Annotated in this window: 17 protein-coding genes; 13 read left to right on the forward strand and 4 right to left on the reverse strand. The window is 38.8% G+C overall.

Translation table 11 applies throughout. The features are described 5' to 3' along the window. Complete coding sequence (locus APRE_RS01970) at positions 1-441, forward strand: hypothetical protein (protein ID WP_041449676.1); 441 nt, start codon at positions 1-3, stop codon at positions 439-441. 60 nt (positions 442-501) lie between these two features. After that, the gene (gloA, locus tag APRE_RS01975; protein ID WP_015777326.1) at positions 502-882 is read left to right on the forward strand and encodes a lactoylglutathione lyase; all 381 of its coding nucleotides are present in this window, start codon (positions 502-504) and stop codon (positions 880-882) included. Between the two features lie 40 nt (positions 883-922). Here the strand turns inward: gloA and APRE_RS01980 are convergent, their stop codons facing one another. The 4 genes from APRE_RS01980 to selD are packed head-to-tail and all read right to left on the reverse strand — an operon-like array spanning position 923 to position 3929. Continuing rightward, positions 923-2059, reverse strand: a complete 1137-nt coding sequence (locus tag APRE_RS01980; protein WP_015777327.1) for an aminotransferase class V-fold PLP-dependent enzyme — start codon at positions 2057-2059, stop codon at positions 923-925. Continuing rightward, a complete protein-coding gene (locus APRE_RS01985) occupies positions 2049-2312 on the reverse strand; it encodes a putative Se/S carrier protein (protein WP_015777328.1) in 264 nt (87 codons plus the stop codon). Before APRE_RS01985 ends, APRE_RS01980 begins: the two co-directional genes overlap by 11 nt. Beyond that, positions 2306-2905 (reverse strand): sulfurtransferase-like selenium metabolism protein YedF, encoded by a 600-nt coding sequence (gene yedF, locus APRE_RS01990; protein WP_015777329.1) that lies wholly within the window; start codon positions 2903-2905, stop codon positions 2306-2308. The genes APRE_RS01985 and yedF overlap by 7 nt, the downstream gene beginning before the upstream one ends. Before the next feature lie 10 nt (positions 2906-2915). Continuing rightward, the gene (selD, locus tag APRE_RS01995) at positions 2916-3929 is read right to left on the reverse strand and encodes a selenide, water dikinase SelD (protein WP_015777330.1); all 1014 of its coding nucleotides are present in this window, start codon (positions 3927-3929) and stop codon (positions 2916-2918) included. Positions 3930-4190: 261 nt separating this feature from the next. On the opposite strand from selD, the gene APRE_RS09875 reads away from it, so the two are divergent. From APRE_RS09875 to APRE_RS02045, 11 genes are all read left to right on the forward strand, one after another. Continuing rightward, the gene (locus tag APRE_RS09875; protein WP_015777331.1) at positions 4191-4316 is read left to right on the forward strand and encodes a hypothetical protein; all 126 of its coding nucleotides are present in this window, start codon (positions 4191-4193) and stop codon (positions 4314-4316) included. 22 nt (positions 4317-4338) lie between these two features. Then, on the forward strand, positions 4339-5166 hold the full coding sequence (cdaA, locus tag APRE_RS02000; RefSeq protein WP_015777332.1) for a diadenylate cyclase CdaA: 828 nt from the start codon (positions 4339-4341) through the stop codon (positions 5164-5166). Continuing rightward, positions 5150-6085 (forward strand): CdaR family protein, encoded by a 936-nt coding sequence (locus tag APRE_RS02005; RefSeq protein WP_015777333.1) that lies wholly within the window; start codon positions 5150-5152, stop codon positions 6083-6085. The genes cdaA and APRE_RS02005 overlap by 17 nt, the downstream gene beginning before the upstream one ends. Next, positions 6085-7437: a CCA tRNA nucleotidyltransferase gene (locus APRE_RS02010; RefSeq protein ID WP_015777334.1), complete on the forward strand. Its 1353-nt coding sequence runs from the start codon at positions 6085-6087 to the stop codon at positions 7435-7437. Before APRE_RS02005 ends, APRE_RS02010 begins: the two co-directional genes overlap by 1 nt. Before the next feature lie 38 nt (positions 7438-7475). Beyond that, entirely contained in the window at positions 7476-8831 is a 1356-nt protein-coding gene (tig, locus tag APRE_RS02015; RefSeq protein ID WP_015777335.1) for a trigger factor, read from the forward strand. A 24-nt stretch (positions 8832-8855) separates the two neighbouring features. Then, a complete protein-coding gene (clpP, locus tag APRE_RS02020; RefSeq protein WP_015777336.1) occupies positions 8856-9449 on the forward strand; it encodes an ATP-dependent Clp endopeptidase proteolytic subunit ClpP in 594 nt (197 codons plus the stop codon). A gap of 6 nt (positions 9450-9455) precedes the next feature. Continuing rightward, positions 9456-10670 carry an ATP-dependent Clp protease ATP-binding subunit ClpX gene (gene clpX / locus APRE_RS02025; RefSeq protein WP_015777337.1) on the forward strand — a complete coding sequence of 405 codons (1215 nt, stop codon included), beginning with the start codon at positions 9456-9458 and terminating at the stop codon, positions 10668-10670. Between the two features lie 133 nt (positions 10671-10803). Next, positions 10804-13134 carry an endopeptidase La gene (gene lon / locus APRE_RS02030; protein ID WP_015777338.1) on the forward strand — a complete coding sequence of 777 codons (2331 nt, stop codon included), beginning with the start codon at positions 10804-10806 and terminating at the stop codon, positions 13132-13134. Next, positions 13131-13718, forward strand: a complete 588-nt coding sequence (gene yihA / locus APRE_RS02035; protein ID WP_015777339.1) for a ribosome biogenesis GTP-binding protein YihA/YsxC — start codon at positions 13131-13133, stop codon at positions 13716-13718. The genes lon and yihA overlap by 4 nt, the downstream gene beginning before the upstream one ends. A gap of 273 nt (positions 13719-13991) precedes the next feature. Further along, entirely contained in the window at positions 13992-15767 is a 1776-nt protein-coding gene (locus APRE_RS02040) for a flavocytochrome c (RefSeq protein ID WP_015777340.1), read from the forward strand. Positions 15768-15882: 115 nt separating this feature from the next. After that, positions 15883-16602, forward strand: a complete 720-nt coding sequence (locus tag APRE_RS02045) for a copper homeostasis protein CutC (protein WP_015777341.1) — start codon at positions 15883-15885, stop codon at positions 16600-16602. Positions 16603-16681: the final 79 nt, after the last annotated feature.

Here is a 16681-nt window from a genome sequence, read left to right on the forward strand (position 1 = left end):
ATGCTAAAGGTAATAATGCTAATAGCCTTCCTTATAGGAAGTTTTTATAATTTTAGGTTGGGCTATTCGAATGAAATTAGAATTAAAATCAAGGCGACTTTTCTAATTATTATAGGAGCCTATTCTATTTTGATCTTTATAATGGCTGGGAAAAAGGATGGAAGTTTATTTGGATTAATCCTAGCCCTATCGACAATCATTCTTCTCCTAAGCAATATCCTAAGTCAAGGAGTAAGAAAAGATGGCTTTGTCCTAATGAATGGAGCCAATCCCCTTCTGCTCCTTATAAAGCTAAGCGATGTCAAGGATATAAGCTTAGAGGAAAAGAAGGCAGGAATTAAGCTTACTATTAAGGCGCATGGAACTTGTTTTGTCGAATATTTTAAGAAGAAAGACATGAAAAAACTAGAAGAATTTATTGCGGACCTACAGAAAAAGTAAGTCTAAAAAGCTAAGTGAATAATAATCTCTCTTTTGGTTATAAATAGACTAGGAGGATATATGAAATTTTTACACACTATGATTAGAGTTAAGGACCTTGATAAGTCCTATAAGTTTTATACAGAAGAGTTGGGTTTTGTTGAAAGCAGAAGAAAGGAATTTCCAGACAAGAAATTCGACCTTGTTTACCTAAAGCTTCCTGCTTCACCTGATTACGAATTGGAGCTAACCTACAATTACGACCAAGAAGAAGCTTACGACCTAGGAAATGGATACGGCCATATAGCAATCTCACACCCAGATATCAAGTCTTTTAGAAAAGAGTTAAGTGATAAGGGCTATGAGGTTACAGAACTTAGAGGCCTAAGCGATAATTCAGATAAGTACTTTTTCGTAACAGATCCAGATGGATACAAGATTGAAATTATACAGAAAAAATAATAAAAAAATTAAAAGGGCTGGCGGATTAAATCTGCTGGCCCTATTTGTATATTTGGGATATATCTCTTAGGGCTAGGATTGCCCTATCGACTTCCTCATTTGTGTTGAAGTAAGAAAAGGAAAATCTCACTATCCCCTGTTTTTCAGTAGCAAAATGCCTATGGATTAGGGGAGCACAATGGGAACCGGGTCTTGTTTGGATATTGTAGTCCTCATCGAGGATGAGGGAGATTTCATCTGAGGAGATATCTCCAATATTAAAAGAAACTAGGCCTGTTTTAAGACAGTCTGGGTCCTTGGAGTAGAACTTAAGGTCAGGGATTTCTTCAATCCCTCGGTAAAATCTACTTGCAAGCTCTCTTACTTTTTTATTTATCTTATCAATGCCCTCATCTAGGATGAAGTCGACTCCTGCCTTTAGGGCGATTTGACCTAGGAAGTTGGCCGTTCCTGCTTCAAATATTTGGGGGAAGGAAGGGGGCATGGTCTCCCTGAAAGAATCTATCCCGCTACCTCCGGCAAATACTTGAGCGAAAAGAAAGTTTCCGTTTTTGATTAGTCCGCCGGTCCCGCTTGGCCCGTAAAGGGATTTGTGTCCTGTAAAGGCAAAGAGTGAGTTTTCGTATTTTCCCATATCGATATCGATAAGGCCCAGGCTTTGGGCACAATCTACTATCATTAGTAGCTCGTTTTCTCTGGCAAAATCATAGACCCTATCCAGGTCCTTTACATCTCCTAAAAGATTTGATGCGGAATTTATGACGAGAAATTTCGTGTTTTTTCTTAAAAGCTTGGGAAGGCTCTGGTATTTAAGCTCGTAATTCTCATCAAAGTCTACAAAGGAAATATCAGCTCCCGTTTGATAGAGGGGGCGGAGGATAGAGTTATGTTCTGTAGTCGAGGTGATGATGTGGTCATCCTTGTTTACCAAGGACTTGATGGCAAAGTTTAGGGCGAAGGTGGCGTTTGCTGTAAGGAGGATATCTGAGGGATTTTCTATATGGCAAAGCCTAGCCAGGGACTTTTTCGTATCAAAGATTGCCATCATGGAGTTTTGAGAAAGCATGTGGCCTGACCTTGATGGATTGCCGTAATTTCCAGAAGAAATTACTTCAACTAGCTTATCTGTCATAGCCTTGGGCTTGTGGATAGTCGTAGCAGCGTTATCAAAATACATATGAAGAAATTACCCTCCTCCCATTTTTATCTCGCTCCATGAGGAAAATCCCATCATAATCACTTTCCTCTAGGATGGCTAGGGCCTTAGTCAAATCTTTTTCTCTTATTCTTAAAGCATAGCCACAGCCAGCATCGATTTCTGGAGGCAAGGGGATTAGTCTTGCCTTATCGAAATTCTTTAGCTTATCGAGGGCGGCTGCCGGGTCTTCGAATTTCTCGAAGGAGAAAAGTACGAAATCTTCTCCTAGCATGGACTAACTGTGTGATAGCTTCTTAGGATTTCGACAATCTTATACATATTTGTAATCTCTCCTACAGCAAGTTTTTCTTTTAGCTTGTAATTTCCCAGGCAAAGTCCACAAGATAGGATCTCTACGCCTTTTTCTTCGAGGGTCTTGAGGTCTTCTATGGTCTTTTCATTTGCTGCTGTAAGGAAGACTCCTCTGTTGTAGAAAATGACCTTTTCTGGAAGTTTATCTTGTTCTGTAAGGGCATAGATGAAACCTTCGAGTAGGCTTTTTGAGAAGTCCTCATCGCCCTTACCCATCCTATCATCAGAGATTGCTACAACATAGGAAGAGCTATCGATTTTATTTTCCCCTTCTGATACTTCTTCTTTGCTTTGGGAGTTTTTCTTAAGACTTACCCTGTAGATTCCGTCTTCGATTTTCTCAGAAGATGCTTCTATTTTAAGTTCCTTGGCCATCTTGGCGAGATTTTGAGTTGCTACTTCGTTATCTACTAGGATTTCGAAGTCTACTTCTTTTGGATTTTCCTTGATTAACTTCTTTGTTTCAATTACTGGTATTGGGCAAACTTTGCCTAAACAATCAATTTTTTTCATAATAGCTCCTTTATTTTACGATTATCTTGTAAGATCTTTTCCTTTTAACTTGACCTATTTGATAGATTTCCAAATTATTTTCCCTAAAGTCTGTGATTATCTTATCTGCTTCTTCTGGACTTACCGAAATGCACAAGCCGCCTGATGTCTGCGGATCAAAGAGGACTTCCTCCATGGCAAAATCATCTATCATAAACTCTACATCGCCTTCGAGGTAGTTTCTGTTATTTTGCCCACCAGAAGTATAGAGAAACTCAGCGGCAAGCTTTTTAGCAGGAGATAGGACTGGGACCTTGGCGCTTTCAAGGATTATAGTAAAGTCATTCCCTGCCATTTCTGAAAGATGGCCCAAAAGGCCAAAGCCTGTAATATCAGTCGCTGCGTGGATTTGATATTTGACGAAGATATCCCTGGCGTATTTATTGAGAGTCGCCATCTGCCTTGTGCAAGCTTCAAAGTCCTCATCACTTACGAGCCCCTGGGCAAAGTTTGCAGTAACTAGCCCTGTGCCGATTTTTTTCGTAAGAAGGATTACGTCCCCATCTTTTGGCGTATTATTTTCCCGAATTTCCTTCTTTTTGACCTTACCTGTGACAGAAAGGCCATACTTGATGGTCTTATCATGGATTGAATGGCCACCGGTTAGGCTTGCCTTGGCCTCACTGACCTTATCATTACCTCCACGGAGGATTTCTTTGAGGATAGCGAAGTCCTCTTCTAGGGGAAATGTCACGATATTAAGGGCAGATATGACCTCTCCTCCCATAGCGTAGACATCGCTTAGGGCGTTGGCAGCAGCGATTTGACCAAATAGATAGGGATCTTCGACCATAGTAGGGAAAAAATCCAGGGTCTGGATCACGCAAGTTTCGCCATCGATGTCGATAATTGCAGCATCGTCATTCTTGTCGAAGCCAACTAGGACATCGTGCCTTCTGTAGGGTGTAATATCCTTTAATAATTTATCCAAATTACCTGCGGCAATCTTGGCATTGCAACCGCCGCATACTTCTAAGTTCTTCATAGGACCTCCTTCTAATATTCTACCGAATATTTTTCAAAAATACATCAAGAAAGGTTTTCATATAATAGATAAAGGCTAATAGATATTTTACTTAAATAAAAAGAATTATTGTTCTATAAATTATTAATGTTAGGTTAATGAAGGGAAAAATAAATAAACTACTACAAAGGAAAATGATCCAATAGATTAATATAGAATTGATATATTGTTTCGCTAAGCAAATTATTATCGTAAATTAAAATATGATAATAGGAGGTAAATATGGATAAAGATACTAAGAAACTTTCATACTGGATTTCTTTAGGAGCCTTGTTTGGGATAGTGCTTGGAATTTCTAATAGTAAAAAAATAATTTATCTTCTTCCTACCAATAAGCCTGTTAAATAGTACATTAATAGAAGGAGGAAGTATGAATTTTTTGGAAAATATTATTACGTCTTTGATGTTGATTAGGGTGACGGATATTATTGATATTGCAATTGTTGCCTTTGTTATTTATAAACTTTTCTCACTTCTAAGAAACACCAGGGCTGAACAGGTGCTTAAAGGGCTTATTTTTGTTTTGTTTTTCGCCTCTATTGCGGATATTCTAAATCTTAATACAGTCTCTTGGGTGATGAATCAATTCTTGACAGTTGCCCTAGTCTTTATCATAGTTGTCTTTCAGCCAGAGCTTAGGAGTGCTCTTGAAAGGCTCGGTAGGGGTAGGAGTTTGTTTTCTAGTGAAAAGATCCAGAGGGATGAGAGAAGTATAGATGAGCTAGTTTCTGCTATGAGCTCTCTTTCTAGGCAAAAGATAGGAGCTCTTGTGGTTTTGGAAAGGGAAGTTGGTCTTTCTGATATTATAGAAAGTGGGACCAAGCTTGATAGTGATATCTCTTCAGAGCTTCTTATCAATATCTTTATTCCCAACACTCCCCTTCATGATGGGGCTGTGATTATTAGAAAAAATACTATCGCTGCAGCAGCTTGCTACTTGCCTTTGTCTTCTTCAAATACTATAGCCAAGGAGCTTGGTACAAGACATAGGGCAGCTATTGGGATTTCTGAAAAGAGCGATTGTCTTGTGGTCATTGTATCAGAAGAGACAGGAAATATTTCTGTTGCAGAAAATGGCAAGATTAATAGATATTTTGATGAGGAAAGCCTTAGGATTAGACTTAAAAATGAGCTTGTAAATACTGATGATCTATTGAAGAAAGAGAAGAAGGGAGAGGTAAATGAAAAAGAAAAATGATGTGCAATTGATAGTCCTATCGGTTATACTTGCCATTGTCATGTGGGCTTTTGTAGTTACTTCGACTAACCCTTCTGTAAATAGGACCTTTAGGAATGTTCCTATCCTTGTCCAAAACAAGGACGCTCTAGAAGCTAGGGGCTATACAATTATAGGTCTCGATGAGGCAAGTAATGTCAATATCAGAGTTGAGGGCACTAGGGATAAGATTGTCGGAACCAAGCAAAACGACATCCAAGCAAGTATTGACGTTAAGGATGTAAAGGAAGGAATTCAATCTGTTGGGGTTAAGGTAGATACACCAAGTGGGGTTGGGATTTCCATGGTAGATCCTCCTTCAATCAATATCAATGTCCAAAAGAAGGTGGAAAAGTCCCTGCCTATTAATATCGTGATAAAGGATAGCCTCAAGGACGGAAGGTCTGTAGAGATTAACGAACAGTCAATCAAGGAAGTCACAGTCAAAGGACCTGTATCAGCAATAAATCAGATCGATAGAGTTGAAGTAAATATTGATGAGGAAAGCTATCTAGATGGAAAAATCCATAATCTAGATATCCATATTTTGGATAAGGACGGCAAGGAAGTTACAGGAATAGAGAAGTCAAATGATGATATAAATATTTCCTTTAGGGCAGAGGAAACTAAGAGAGTTCCCATAAAAATGAGTTATTATGGTGAGCCAGCTGTGGGCTTCGATATTAAAAATATAAGTCTATCTCAGAAGGAATGTGTCCTAAAGGGAGATAGCGGGGCTCTTAAGTCGGTAGATCAAATCGAGACTTATCCTGTAAATATTAGCGAGCTTAAATCTGATAAGAATGGTGAGATCAAGCTCAATCTTCCTGACGGAGTAAGTCTCTATGATGGGAAAGATCCTGTATCCTACAAGATAGAAGTAGGAAGAAAAGAAAAGTAATGAGACTTAAGACAAAGATTAATTATGAAAATATAATAGAAAGATTAAAAGAGGCTGGCTTTAAGTCTTTTCCTGTGGGAGGAGCTGTTAGAGACAGCCTTCTTTCTAGGGAAGTTTCTGATATAGATATCACAACTGATGCAAGGCCAGAAGAGATCGAGGAAGTCTTTAGGGACTTTAAGCTTATAGATATTGGAAAGAGATTTGGGACAATCAAAGTCATAATAGAAGGAGAAGCCTTCGAGATTACAACTTTTAGAAAGGAAAGTGCCTATAGGGACGGGAGACATCCTACAGAAGTTAGATTTTCTGATAATCTGATAGATGACCTAGAAAGAAGAGACTTTACCATAAACGCTATGGCCTTTGACCAGGGAGAGATAATAGATCCTTTTGGGGGTCGTGATGACCTATCGATGAAAGTCATAAGGGCTGTGGGAGATGCTAGAGAAAGAATAGATGAAGACCTCTTAAGAAGTCTTAGGGCGGTGCGTTTTGCCAACCGCTTGGGCTTTACTATAGAAGAATCCCTCAAGGAAGCTATTAGGGAAAATGCCAATAAGATTAATTCCATATCCCAGGAGAGGATAGCCAGTGAATTAAGTGAAATCCTCACTTCAGCCACTCCTTCCAGTGGGATAAGGCTTATGGATGAAGTAGGGCTCTTAGCTGAAATTTTCCCTGAAGTGAAAAGAACGGTAGGCTTTGACCAACATTCGAGTTATCACTCTGATGATGTCTACAATCATAGTCTTAAGGTCCTTGATAAAAGCCCGGCAGATCTTGCCGTAAGATTTTCTGCCCTCTACCACGATGTGGGCAAGGTCTATACATTTTTCCTAGATGAAAGAGGAGAGGGAAGATTCTTCGGCCACCAGAATCTTTCAGAAGAGATGTTAAGGAAAAGGCTTAAGGAACTAAAATTTTCCAATAAATTCATAGATGATGCGACAAGCCTTGTCAAAAGACATATGGACTGTTCCAATACTTACACGAAAAAGTCTATCAGAAAGCTTCTTAGAAGACTAGGTGAAGGCAATCTTAGGCAATTATTTGACCTACAAAGGGCGGACATACTTTCGACCAAACATCCTGATACTAGTAACATAGATCTTGGAGAAGAAATACTTACCGAAGTCTTAAAAGATAATATACCTAAGAAAAGGTCAGAGCTAGCTATTGACGGAAATGACCTTATAAGTATGGGCTATCCTCAAGGAAAGATTATAGGAGATCTTTTAAGAATAATCGAAGAAGAAATATTAGAAGAAAATTTAGAAAATAATAAAAAAGCAATCGAGGACTTTTTGATGAGAATGGGTAAAAATCTTGATAGCTTGACAAAGAAGTAGTATATTATTTCAATGAGTAAGAACACCAGGAGGAAAAAATGACAGAATTAAAATCACACGAAAATAACATAGCAAAATTCGAATTCGACGTGCCTTATGATGAGTTCAAAAAGGCAACTGACACTGTATATAAAAGAAACAAATCTAGATATAGGGTAGATGGCTTTAGACCAGGTCACGTTTCTAGAAAAGTACTTGAGAAAATGTACGGACCAGAAATCTTCTACGATGAAGCAATCAAGATAGTTTTCCCTACACCATACGAAAAAGCTGTAGAAGAACTTGGCCTTGAAGTAATCGACCAACCATCAGTAGACCTAGACGATATCGAAAAAGGAAAAGATATCACATTTAAGGTTGAAGTTGAAACAAAACCACACCCAGAACTAGGAGACTATTCAGAACTAATCGTTGAAGAAGTATCTAGTGAAGTAACAGATGAAGATGTAGAAGCAGAGCTTAAGAAACAACAAGACGAAAACGCAAGACTAGTTCCAGTTGAAGATGGCGAAGCTAAGGAAGGCGATACAGTAAATATTGACTTTGATGGTTTCCTTGATGGAGAAAGATTCGAAGGCGGTAAGGCAGAAAATTACGATCTAGTTCTTGGATCAAATACCTTTATCGAAGGCTTTGAAGGACAAGTAGAAGGCCACAAGGTTGGAGATAAGTTCGACGTTAACGTAACCTTCCCAGAAGATTACCAAGCGAAAGAATTCCAAGGAAAAGATGCTAAGTTTGAAGTTGAAATAAACTCAATTACAAGAAAAGAACTTCCAGAACTAGATGATGAGTTCGCAAAAGACATCTCTGAATTCGACACACTTGACGAATTAAAAAACAACCTAAGAGAAAAACTTGCTGAAGAGAAAAAAGATTACGCTAAAAACCTAATCCAAAATCAAGCGATTGAAGCTCTAGTTAATAAGTCTGAAGTAAGCGCACCAAGACCAATGGTTGATGCTGAAATCGACTACGAACTACAAAACCTAGACCAAAGACTTCAACAAATGGGTATCACCCTAGCTCAATATATCGAGATGACAAAGATGGATATCAACCAAATCCGTGACCAATACAGAGCTCAAGCAGAAGCTAGAGTTAAGGCAAATCTTGTTATAGACGAAGTTGCTCTTAAAGAAGGTATAGAAGTTACAGAAGAAGAAAAAGAAAACGAAATCAAAGAAGCAGCAGAAAATTATGGAGTAGATGATCTTGAGAAATTCAAAGAACTTTTCGCTAAAAACATCTCTGATAAGACTCTAGAAGAAAACATCATGAGAAGAAAAGCAGTTGAACTTCTTACAGAAAACGCTAAAGCTCTTCCTCACGAAGAATACCACAATGCAGTTGGCGAAGAAGACCATGACCACGAGGAAGGCGAAGATAAATAAGCTCCATTTAGATAAGGAGATAAAATGATTCCTAAAAATTATTTAGTACCAACAGTTGTAGAACAAACAAATAGAGGCGAGAGAGCCTATGATATATATTCAAGACTTCTAAAAGACAGGATAATCTTCCTATCAGGTGAAGTTCGTGATGAAATATCTGATATTATCATAGCCCAACTACTCTTTCTAGAAAGCGAAGATCCTGATAAGGACATCCAATTTTATATCAACTCTCCTGGCGGAGTTGTAACAAGCGGACTTGCTATATACGATACAATGAACTACATCAAACCTGATGTATCCACAATCTGTATAGGTCAAGCTGCATCAATGGCGGCAGTCCTTCTATCATCAGGGGCTAAGGGAAAGAGATACTCCCTACCTAGCTCAAATATCATGATCCACCAACCTTCTGGTGGAGCCCAAGGTCAAGCTAGCGATATTGTGATACAAGCTGAACAAATAATTAAGATTAAAGAAAGACTAAACAAGATCCTTTCTGATAATACAGGACAAAGTCTAAAGAAGATAGAAAAAGATACCGATAGGGACTTTGCTATGACAGCAGCTGAAGCGTTAGAGTACGGTCTTATCGATAAAGTAATTGAAAGTAAGTAGGAATAAATGTCTGATTACGAACAAAAAGAAATAAGATGTTCTTTTTGTGGCAAGGATAGCTCACAAGTTAAAAGAATTATAGCTGGTCCTAATGCTTATATTTGCAACGAATGTGTCGACTTATGTCACGAGATTATAGCCCAAGAGACTAACACGGCCTCTGAGTTTTCGGCTGATATCGACCTATCAACACCAAAAGAGATCAAGGAATTCTTAGACTCTTATGTTATAGGTCAAGATGATGCCAAAAAGACCCTTTCTGTTGCAGTATATAACCACTACAAAAGAATTAATAGCAATGAAGAAGATAGCGACATAGAGCTACAAAAATCAAATATATTAATGCTAGGTCCAACTGGTTCAGGAAAGACCCTCCTTGCCCAAACCCTTGCTCGCAAGCTAAATGTACCTTTTGCTATAGCAGATGCGACAAGCCTTACAGAGGCAGGTTATGTAGGTGAGGATGTGGAAAATATTATCCTAAAACTCGTCCAAGCCGCAGATTACGATATCGACATAGCAGAACGTGGAATTATCTATGTAGATGAGATAGATAAGATCACAAGAAAAAGCGAAAATCCATCTATAACCCGTGATGTGTCAGGTGAAGGTGTCCAACAAGCCCTCCTTAAGCTAATCGAGGGAACAGAAGCAAATGTTCCTCCTCAAGGAGGAAGGAAGCACCCTAGCCAAGAGTATATTCAAGTAGATACGACAAATATTCTCTTTATCCTAGGAGGAGCCTTCGATGGAATTGAAGATATAATAAATAGGAGACTTTCTGAAAAGACCATAGGCTTTGGGGCAAGTGTTACGAAAAATGCTAGTGCAAGCCTTAAGGAAGTGAACACAGAAGACCTCCTTAAGTACGGACTCATTCCGGAATTTATAGGAAGGGTGCCTATAGTGGTAAGCCTTGATGCTCTAGAAGTTGACTCTTTAGTCAAAATCCTAAAGGAGCCAAAAAACTCCTTCGTAAGACAATACCAAAAGCTATTCGAACTAGATGGTGTTAAGCTTACATTTGAGGATGAGGCATTAGAAAAGATTGCCGAAAAGGCCTACAATCAAAAGACTGGTGCCAGAGGACTAAGGACCATAATGGAAAATCTCCTCCTAGATCTCATGTTTGAAATTCCTTCAATAGATGATCTAGAAGAAGTTATTGTTACAAAAGAGTCTATAGATGATAAGGAAAAATTAGTTTATAAGAAAAGATAGAAAGATGGGGTTGTTGCCGAATGAACAATCGTCCAGGTATCATTAACTTAGCTTTTTGATGAAAGATTATGCTTAATGAATGACGATAGTATTCATAAATTTGCAACAACCCCATTTTATAGCGAGGTAAAAGATGACAGATGTTTATGAAATAAGTGAAAATAAATATCCTCTTATAGCCCTAAGGGGCTACTGGCCAATGCCAACTACCTTCCTAAGTTTCGATGCCAAAAGAAGTATTTCGGTAAATGCAGTTGAAGATGCAAGGCTTAGAAATACCAATCTGTTTTTGGTAAACCAAAAGGATGTCTTCGATGACAATCCCAAAAAGGAAGGCCTCTACGAATTTGGTATAGTAGCAAGCATAAAAGATACCTTCGAGCTTCCAAATGGTGTGACAAGAGTCTTTGTAGATCCAAAAGGAGTGGCAAGACTTGATGATCTAACAGTATCCGAGGGCTTTCTAAAAGCTACTGTAAGCGAGTACCACTACAGGGAAGAAGAGGAAAAAGATAAGGAAAATCTCCTATCCCTAAAGAAAATCTTGATAGATGACTTCAAGGAATATATCAGTCTTGATAACAATGCCCTCGATGAAATAGCCTACAGTCTCATAGAGATTGATAACTTCCACAGGTTAGTTGATGTAATCACCTTCCACCTAGAGCTTGCTCCGAAGGAATATTACCAAATACTCGAGACTATCGACACAGAAAAGAGGATGCTAGCCCTCCATGAGATAATCACTAAGGAGATCAGCCTAAAGAAGCTATCCAAGGAGATAGAAAAACAGGTTCAAGATAATATCAACAAGAGCCAAAAGGACTATTATCTAAGAGAGAAGATGGAAGTCCTAAAGAAAGAAATCAATGAAAATAACGGAGAGGCCAAGTCTGAGGCTGACTATTATAGGAAGAAAATAAAGGCTATAAAGCTTGATAAGGAAAGCAAGAAGTCACTAGAGAAGGATATCGAAAGAATCGACTCCCTACCAGAGATGAGCCCAGACTATGGAGTTTTGTCTGCCTATCTTGACTTTGTGGTTTCTCTTCCTTGGAATAAGCTTAGCAAGGATGTTATAGACATCAATAGGGCAGAGAAAATCCTAGACGAAGACCACTACGGCCTTAGCGATGTAAAGGAAAGAATCCTAGAATCTATAGCAGTAAGACAAAAGAATAAGAATTCCAAGGGATCTGTGATTTGCCTAGTAGGACCTCCTGGTGTCGGAAAGACCTCTATAGCCAAGTCCATAGCCCGAGCCCTTGATAGGAAATTTGTCTCTATGAGACTGGGTGGAGTAACTGATGAATCAGAAATCAGAGGACACAGAAGGACCTATGTCGGGGCCATGGCAGGTAGGGTCCTTGCTAATATCGACAGGATCAATGTTAAAAACCCAGTCTTTCTCCTAGATGAGATTGACAAACTAGGTTCAGACTTTAGGGGAGATCCATCAAGTGCCCTCCTAGAAGTCCTAGATCCAGAACAAAACGATAAGTTTATCGATAGATACCTAGATATTCCTTTCGACCTATCAGATGTCTTCTTTATCACAACAGCAAATGACGCCAATGAAATCCCTGATGCCCTATACGACAGGCTAGAAGTAATAGACCTATCAGGCTATACAATAAGTGAGAAAGAATCCATAGCCAAGAAATATCTAGTGGCTAAAGAGATGGAAAACAATGGTCTCAAGGAAGATGAAATTACTATATCAGATGCAGTAATTGAAAAAATCATCAAAAACTATACTAGAGAAGCAGGGGTCAGAGAACTTGAAAGACTAATTGCCAAGATTTGTAGAAGGGCAGTCAAAGAAATCCTAGCTGGCAAGGATAAGGTTCGTGTTTCTATGCAAAATTATACTAAATACCTAGGCAGGGAGAGATTCCTCGACGATGCTATCGAAAAAGAGGACCAAGTAGGTCTTGTAAATGGACTCGCTTGGACCTCTGTTGGAGGCACTATGCTATCAGTTGAGGCAAATGTCATGGAAGGTAAGGGCAATGTCGAAATGACAGGATCCCTAGGAGATGTAATGAAAGAATCCGGCCAAGTAGCCATGGCCTACATTAGGTCGAACCAAGCGGATCTTGGAATCCGTGGTAAGTTCTACGAAAATAAGGACATCCACGTCCACTTCCCAGAAGGAGCAACACCAAAAGACGGCCCTTCTGCAGGAATCACTATGACAACCGCTATGGTATCAGCTCTTACTGGCAAGAAGGTAAGAAGCGATATAGCGATGACTGGAGAAGTTACAATTCGTGGCAATGTCCTAGCAATAGGAGGCCTTAAGGAAAAGGCCCTCGCAGCCTACTCCTACGGAATTAAAAACGTCATAATTCCAAAAGAAAATGAAAGAGATACAGAAGATATACCAAAAGAGATCAGAGATAAGATTAACTTTATCACAGTCTCTAAGGTATCTGAAGTCATAGAAAAGGCCCTAGTATGAAGATAAAAAACATTGAACTAGAACAAGTTGCAGGATTTAGGGAACAATGGCCAAGGGAAGACTTACCTGAGCTTGCCTTTGTCGGTAGAAGTAACGTAGGTAAGTCTTCCTTTATCAACTCCTTCCTATGCAGAAAGAAGCTTGCTAAGACTTCCTCTGTCCCAGGCAAGACCAGGACAATCAACTTCTATAGGATAAATGATAAGTTTAGGCTAGTAGACCTTCCAGGCTACGGCTATGCCAAGGTCAGCAAGAAGGAGAAGGCCAAGTGGGATAAGCTAATTAATGAATACCTCCACCAAAGAGAAGCCCTAAGAGAAGTCTTCCTCCTAGTTGACATCAGACATGAGCCAACCGCTCTTGATAAGCAGATGTATGATTGGATAAGAGAGACTGGCTTTACAGGCTTTGTAATAGCAACCAAGTTTGACAAGATTAAGAAAAGCCAGACCCAAAAGCATATCAAACAAATCATGAAAAAGCTAGAAATCGACGACGAAGGCTTAATATTTGCCTACTCATCAGAGACCAAACACAACAAGGACGTCCTAGAAGAACAAGTTGATGTGATAATTAATTACTAAGCCTACCCCCCCAAAGTCTAGACATAGATGGAGGGGATTTTCTTTTGCGTAATTTTCTAAATTCAAAGGTCATTGAAAGAATCATAGCTATGGGAATTAATAGAAATTTTCTTGCAAATTTATTCTCAAACTATTAATAAACATCTTAAAAACCAAATTATATTCAAGGTCTCTTTATATTTATAAAAATCGCTTTAACCCGATATTTCAAGGACTTGCAAACATTTCCATAATTTGTTATCATTTATAAGCAGTATAAAAAAGGGAGGAAATATGAAGAAGAATAAAATTTTACCAATTCTTTTATCAGCAGCTATGCTTTTTACAGCATGTGGTAACAATACAGCTGATAATAAGGATGGAGCTAAGGAAGAAACTGCTAAGGTAGAAAGCTTTAAGGCTACAGAAGCAGGACACAACGGAGACATAGAAGCTACAGTTAATTTTGAGGGAGATAAGATAGCTTCAATTGATCTAGTACATAAGGAAACAGAAGGCTTAGGAGACGAAGCAGCAGATAAAATCGTAAAAGAAATAGTAGATAAACAATCTATAAATGTAGATACAGTTTCAGGTGCTACAGTTACATCAACTGCCCTAATCGAAGCAGTAAAGGCTGCCATTGAAGAAAGCGGTCGTGACCTTAAGCTTTATGAAAAGGAAAGCGACGAAGCTAACAAGGAAACAGAAACAAAAGATTATGATGTAGTAGTTGTAGGTGGTGGTGGAGCAGGATTTGCTGCTGCAGTAACTGCCAAAGAAGCGGGTGCTAATGTCCTACTTCTTGAAAAACTTGGCCAAGTTGGTGGTAATACCCTAATTTCTGGCGGGGAATACGCAGCTCCAGCTAACGAACTTCAAGAAAAAGAAGGAATCGAAGATAGCAAAGAACTATTCGCAAAGGATGTTGAAGAAGCAGGCGGAAAGAAAGAATTAATCGAAGTATTAGCTGACAAGGCAACAGATGGTGCACACTGGCTAAGAGATGACATCGGAGTAGAATGGCTAGATAGCTTGATGTTCTTCGGTGGACACTCAGTTAAGAGATCTTATATTCCTAAAAACCACACAGGAAATGAATTAATCTCTAAATACAAGACAAAAGCAGAAGAGCTTGGAATCGACCTAATGACAAACACTGACGTTAAGGAAATCCTTACAAAAGACGGAGTAGTTTGTGGAGTTAGGGCAGAAGGAAGCGACAAAAACTACGAAATTAACGCTAAATCAGTAGTTCTTGCAACAGGTGGATTCGGTGCAAATGCTGAAATGTGCTACGAAAACGATAAGGAAGTTGACGAACACGTCCTATCAACTAACTCTCCAGGAGCAACAGGAGATGGTATCGTAATGGCACAAGCTCTTGGTGCAGGAACCGTAGATATGGACAAGATCCAACTTTACCCAGTATGTGACGTTGAAACAGGAAAGCTCCTATATGTCGGAGATACAAGACTTGTTGGTGGAGCACTTCTAGTAAATAAAGAAGGTAAGAGATTCGTAGAAGAGCTTGATACAAGACGTGCAATATCAATGGCTATCAAAGATCAAACAGACTACGTAGGATACCTAATTTGGGATGAAAAATCAAATGAAAAAACTGGTACAATGAAGTCTAACCCAGAAGAAGCTAAGAGCCTATTCGACAGAGGCCTGCTATATAAGGCTGACACAATCGAAGAGCTTGCAGACCACTTTGGTATCGACAAAGAAGCTTTAGTAGAAACAGTAAATACCTTCAACGAAAACTCTAAGAAGGAAGAAGACCCAGAATTTAACCTAAGAATGCTAGGTTGGACAATCGATGAAGGTCCTTACTACATGCTAAAGGCAGCTCCAGCAGTTCACCACACAATGGGTGGTCTAGTAATAAACACTGACGCAGAAGTTCAAACAGAAGATGGCAAAACAATCGAAGGACTTTACGCAGCAGGTGAAGTAACAGGTGGAATCCACGGCAAAAACAGACTTGGTTCTGTAGCTATGGCTGACATTACAGTTTACGGAAGAATAGCAGGAGAAAATGCAGCAAAACACGCTGGAAAATAAGATGATAATTAGGGAGTCAGAGAAATCTGGCTTCTTTTTTTGTCTTCTTTGGGTATAGATTAAGATGAAAAAGTGTGATAGACTTTTGAAAGTTAAGATAAGGAAAGGATAAAGTTTGAAGCTTGAAATATGTATAGATTCCTACGAATCTTTTATAAATGCGAAAGAAGCTGGTGCTAATCGAGTAGAAATATGCTCATGTCTAGATCTTGATGGGATAAGTCCATCTGTAGGACTCGTTAGTAAGATTTCTAAAGAGAAAAATATAGAGAAAGTTGTCATGATTAGACCAAGGCCCTACGATTTTTTCTATAGTGATGAGGAATTTGAGATGATGAAAGAAGAGATAAGTATCTACAAGGACTTCGATATAGATGGCTTTGTCTTTGGACTTCTTAAAAAGGATGGGAGGATTGATCTAGATAGGACAAAAGAGTTGGTCGAGCTTTCAAGGCCAAAGGAAGCTATATTTCACAGGGCCTTTGATTACTCCAAGGATGGGGAAGAAGTTATGGATGATTTGATAAATATTGGGATAAAGAGAATCCTTACTTCAGGGAAAAGCCCCACAGCTATAGAAGGAATTGAGTTTTTATCAAGGATTAATCACAAATACAAGGGCAGGATCGAAATTATGGCAGGATCTGGAGTAAATTATTCAAATATAGAAGAAATCTATAGGAAAAGTGGAATCGAAAACTTCCATATGTCGGCTAAAAACAAAAGAAAAACAAAGATGGTCTATCTTAAAGAAGCGAAACTATATCAAGATATAGGCTTTAGTGATAGGTCGCTTATAAGAAAAGCCAAAGAGACAATAGAGAAATTATCTTAAAATTGGATAATATAAAAGTGTTTTAAAGATAAAAATTCTTAAAGAAAAAAGGAGCTGTTGCAGAATGAATAAATCGTAC

Source organism: Anaerococcus prevotii DSM 20548 (assembly GCF_000024105.1).
Lineage (GTDB): Bacteria > Bacillota > Clostridia > Tissierellales > Peptoniphilaceae > Anaerococcus > Anaerococcus prevotii.

Coding starts and splice junctions, on each gene's coding strand:
- APRE_RS01970 (WP_041449676.1), top strand. CDS start 1: ATGCTAAAGGTAATAATGCTAATAGCCTTCCTTATAGGAAGTTTTTAT.
- gloA (WP_015777326.1), top strand. CDS start 502: ATGAAATTTTTACACACTATGATTAGAGTTAAGGACCTTGATAAGTCC.
- APRE_RS01980 (WP_015777327.1), bottom strand. CDS start 2,059: ATGTATTTTGATAACGCTGCTACGACTATCCACAAGCCCAAGGCTATG.
- APRE_RS01985 (WP_015777328.1), bottom strand. CDS start 2,312: ATGCTAGGAGAAGATTTCGTACTTTTCTCCTTCGAGAAATTCGAAGAC.
- yedF (WP_015777329.1), bottom strand. CDS start 2,905: ATGAAAAAAATTGATTGTTTAGGCAAAGTTTGCCCAATACCAGTAATT.
- selD (WP_015777330.1), bottom strand. CDS start 3,929: ATGAAGAACTTAGAAGTATGCGGCGGTTGCAATGCCAAGATTGCCGCA.
- APRE_RS09875 (WP_015777331.1), top strand. CDS start 4,191: ATGGATAAAGATACTAAGAAACTTTCATACTGGATTTCTTTAGGAGCC.
- cdaA (WP_015777332.1), top strand. CDS start 4,339: ATGAATTTTTTGGAAAATATTATTACGTCTTTGATGTTGATTAGGGTG.
- APRE_RS02005 (WP_015777333.1), top strand. CDS start 5,150: ATGAAAAAGAAAAATGATGTGCAATTGATAGTCCTATCGGTTATACTT.
- APRE_RS02010 (WP_015777334.1), top strand. CDS start 6,085: ATGAGACTTAAGACAAAGATTAATTATGAAAATATAATAGAAAGATTA.
- tig (WP_015777335.1), top strand. CDS start 7,476: ATGACAGAATTAAAATCACACGAAAATAACATAGCAAAATTCGAATTC.
- clpP (WP_015777336.1), top strand. CDS start 8,856: ATGATTCCTAAAAATTATTTAGTACCAACAGTTGTAGAACAAACAAAT.
- clpX (WP_015777337.1), top strand. CDS start 9,456: ATGTCTGATTACGAACAAAAAGAAATAAGATGTTCTTTTTGTGGCAAG.
- lon (WP_015777338.1), top strand. CDS start 10,804: ATGACAGATGTTTATGAAATAAGTGAAAATAAATATCCTCTTATAGCC.
- yihA (WP_015777339.1), top strand. CDS start 13,131: ATGAAGATAAAAAACATTGAACTAGAACAAGTTGCAGGATTTAGGGAA.
- APRE_RS02040 (WP_015777340.1), top strand. CDS start 13,992: ATGAAGAAGAATAAAATTTTACCAATTCTTTTATCAGCAGCTATGCTT.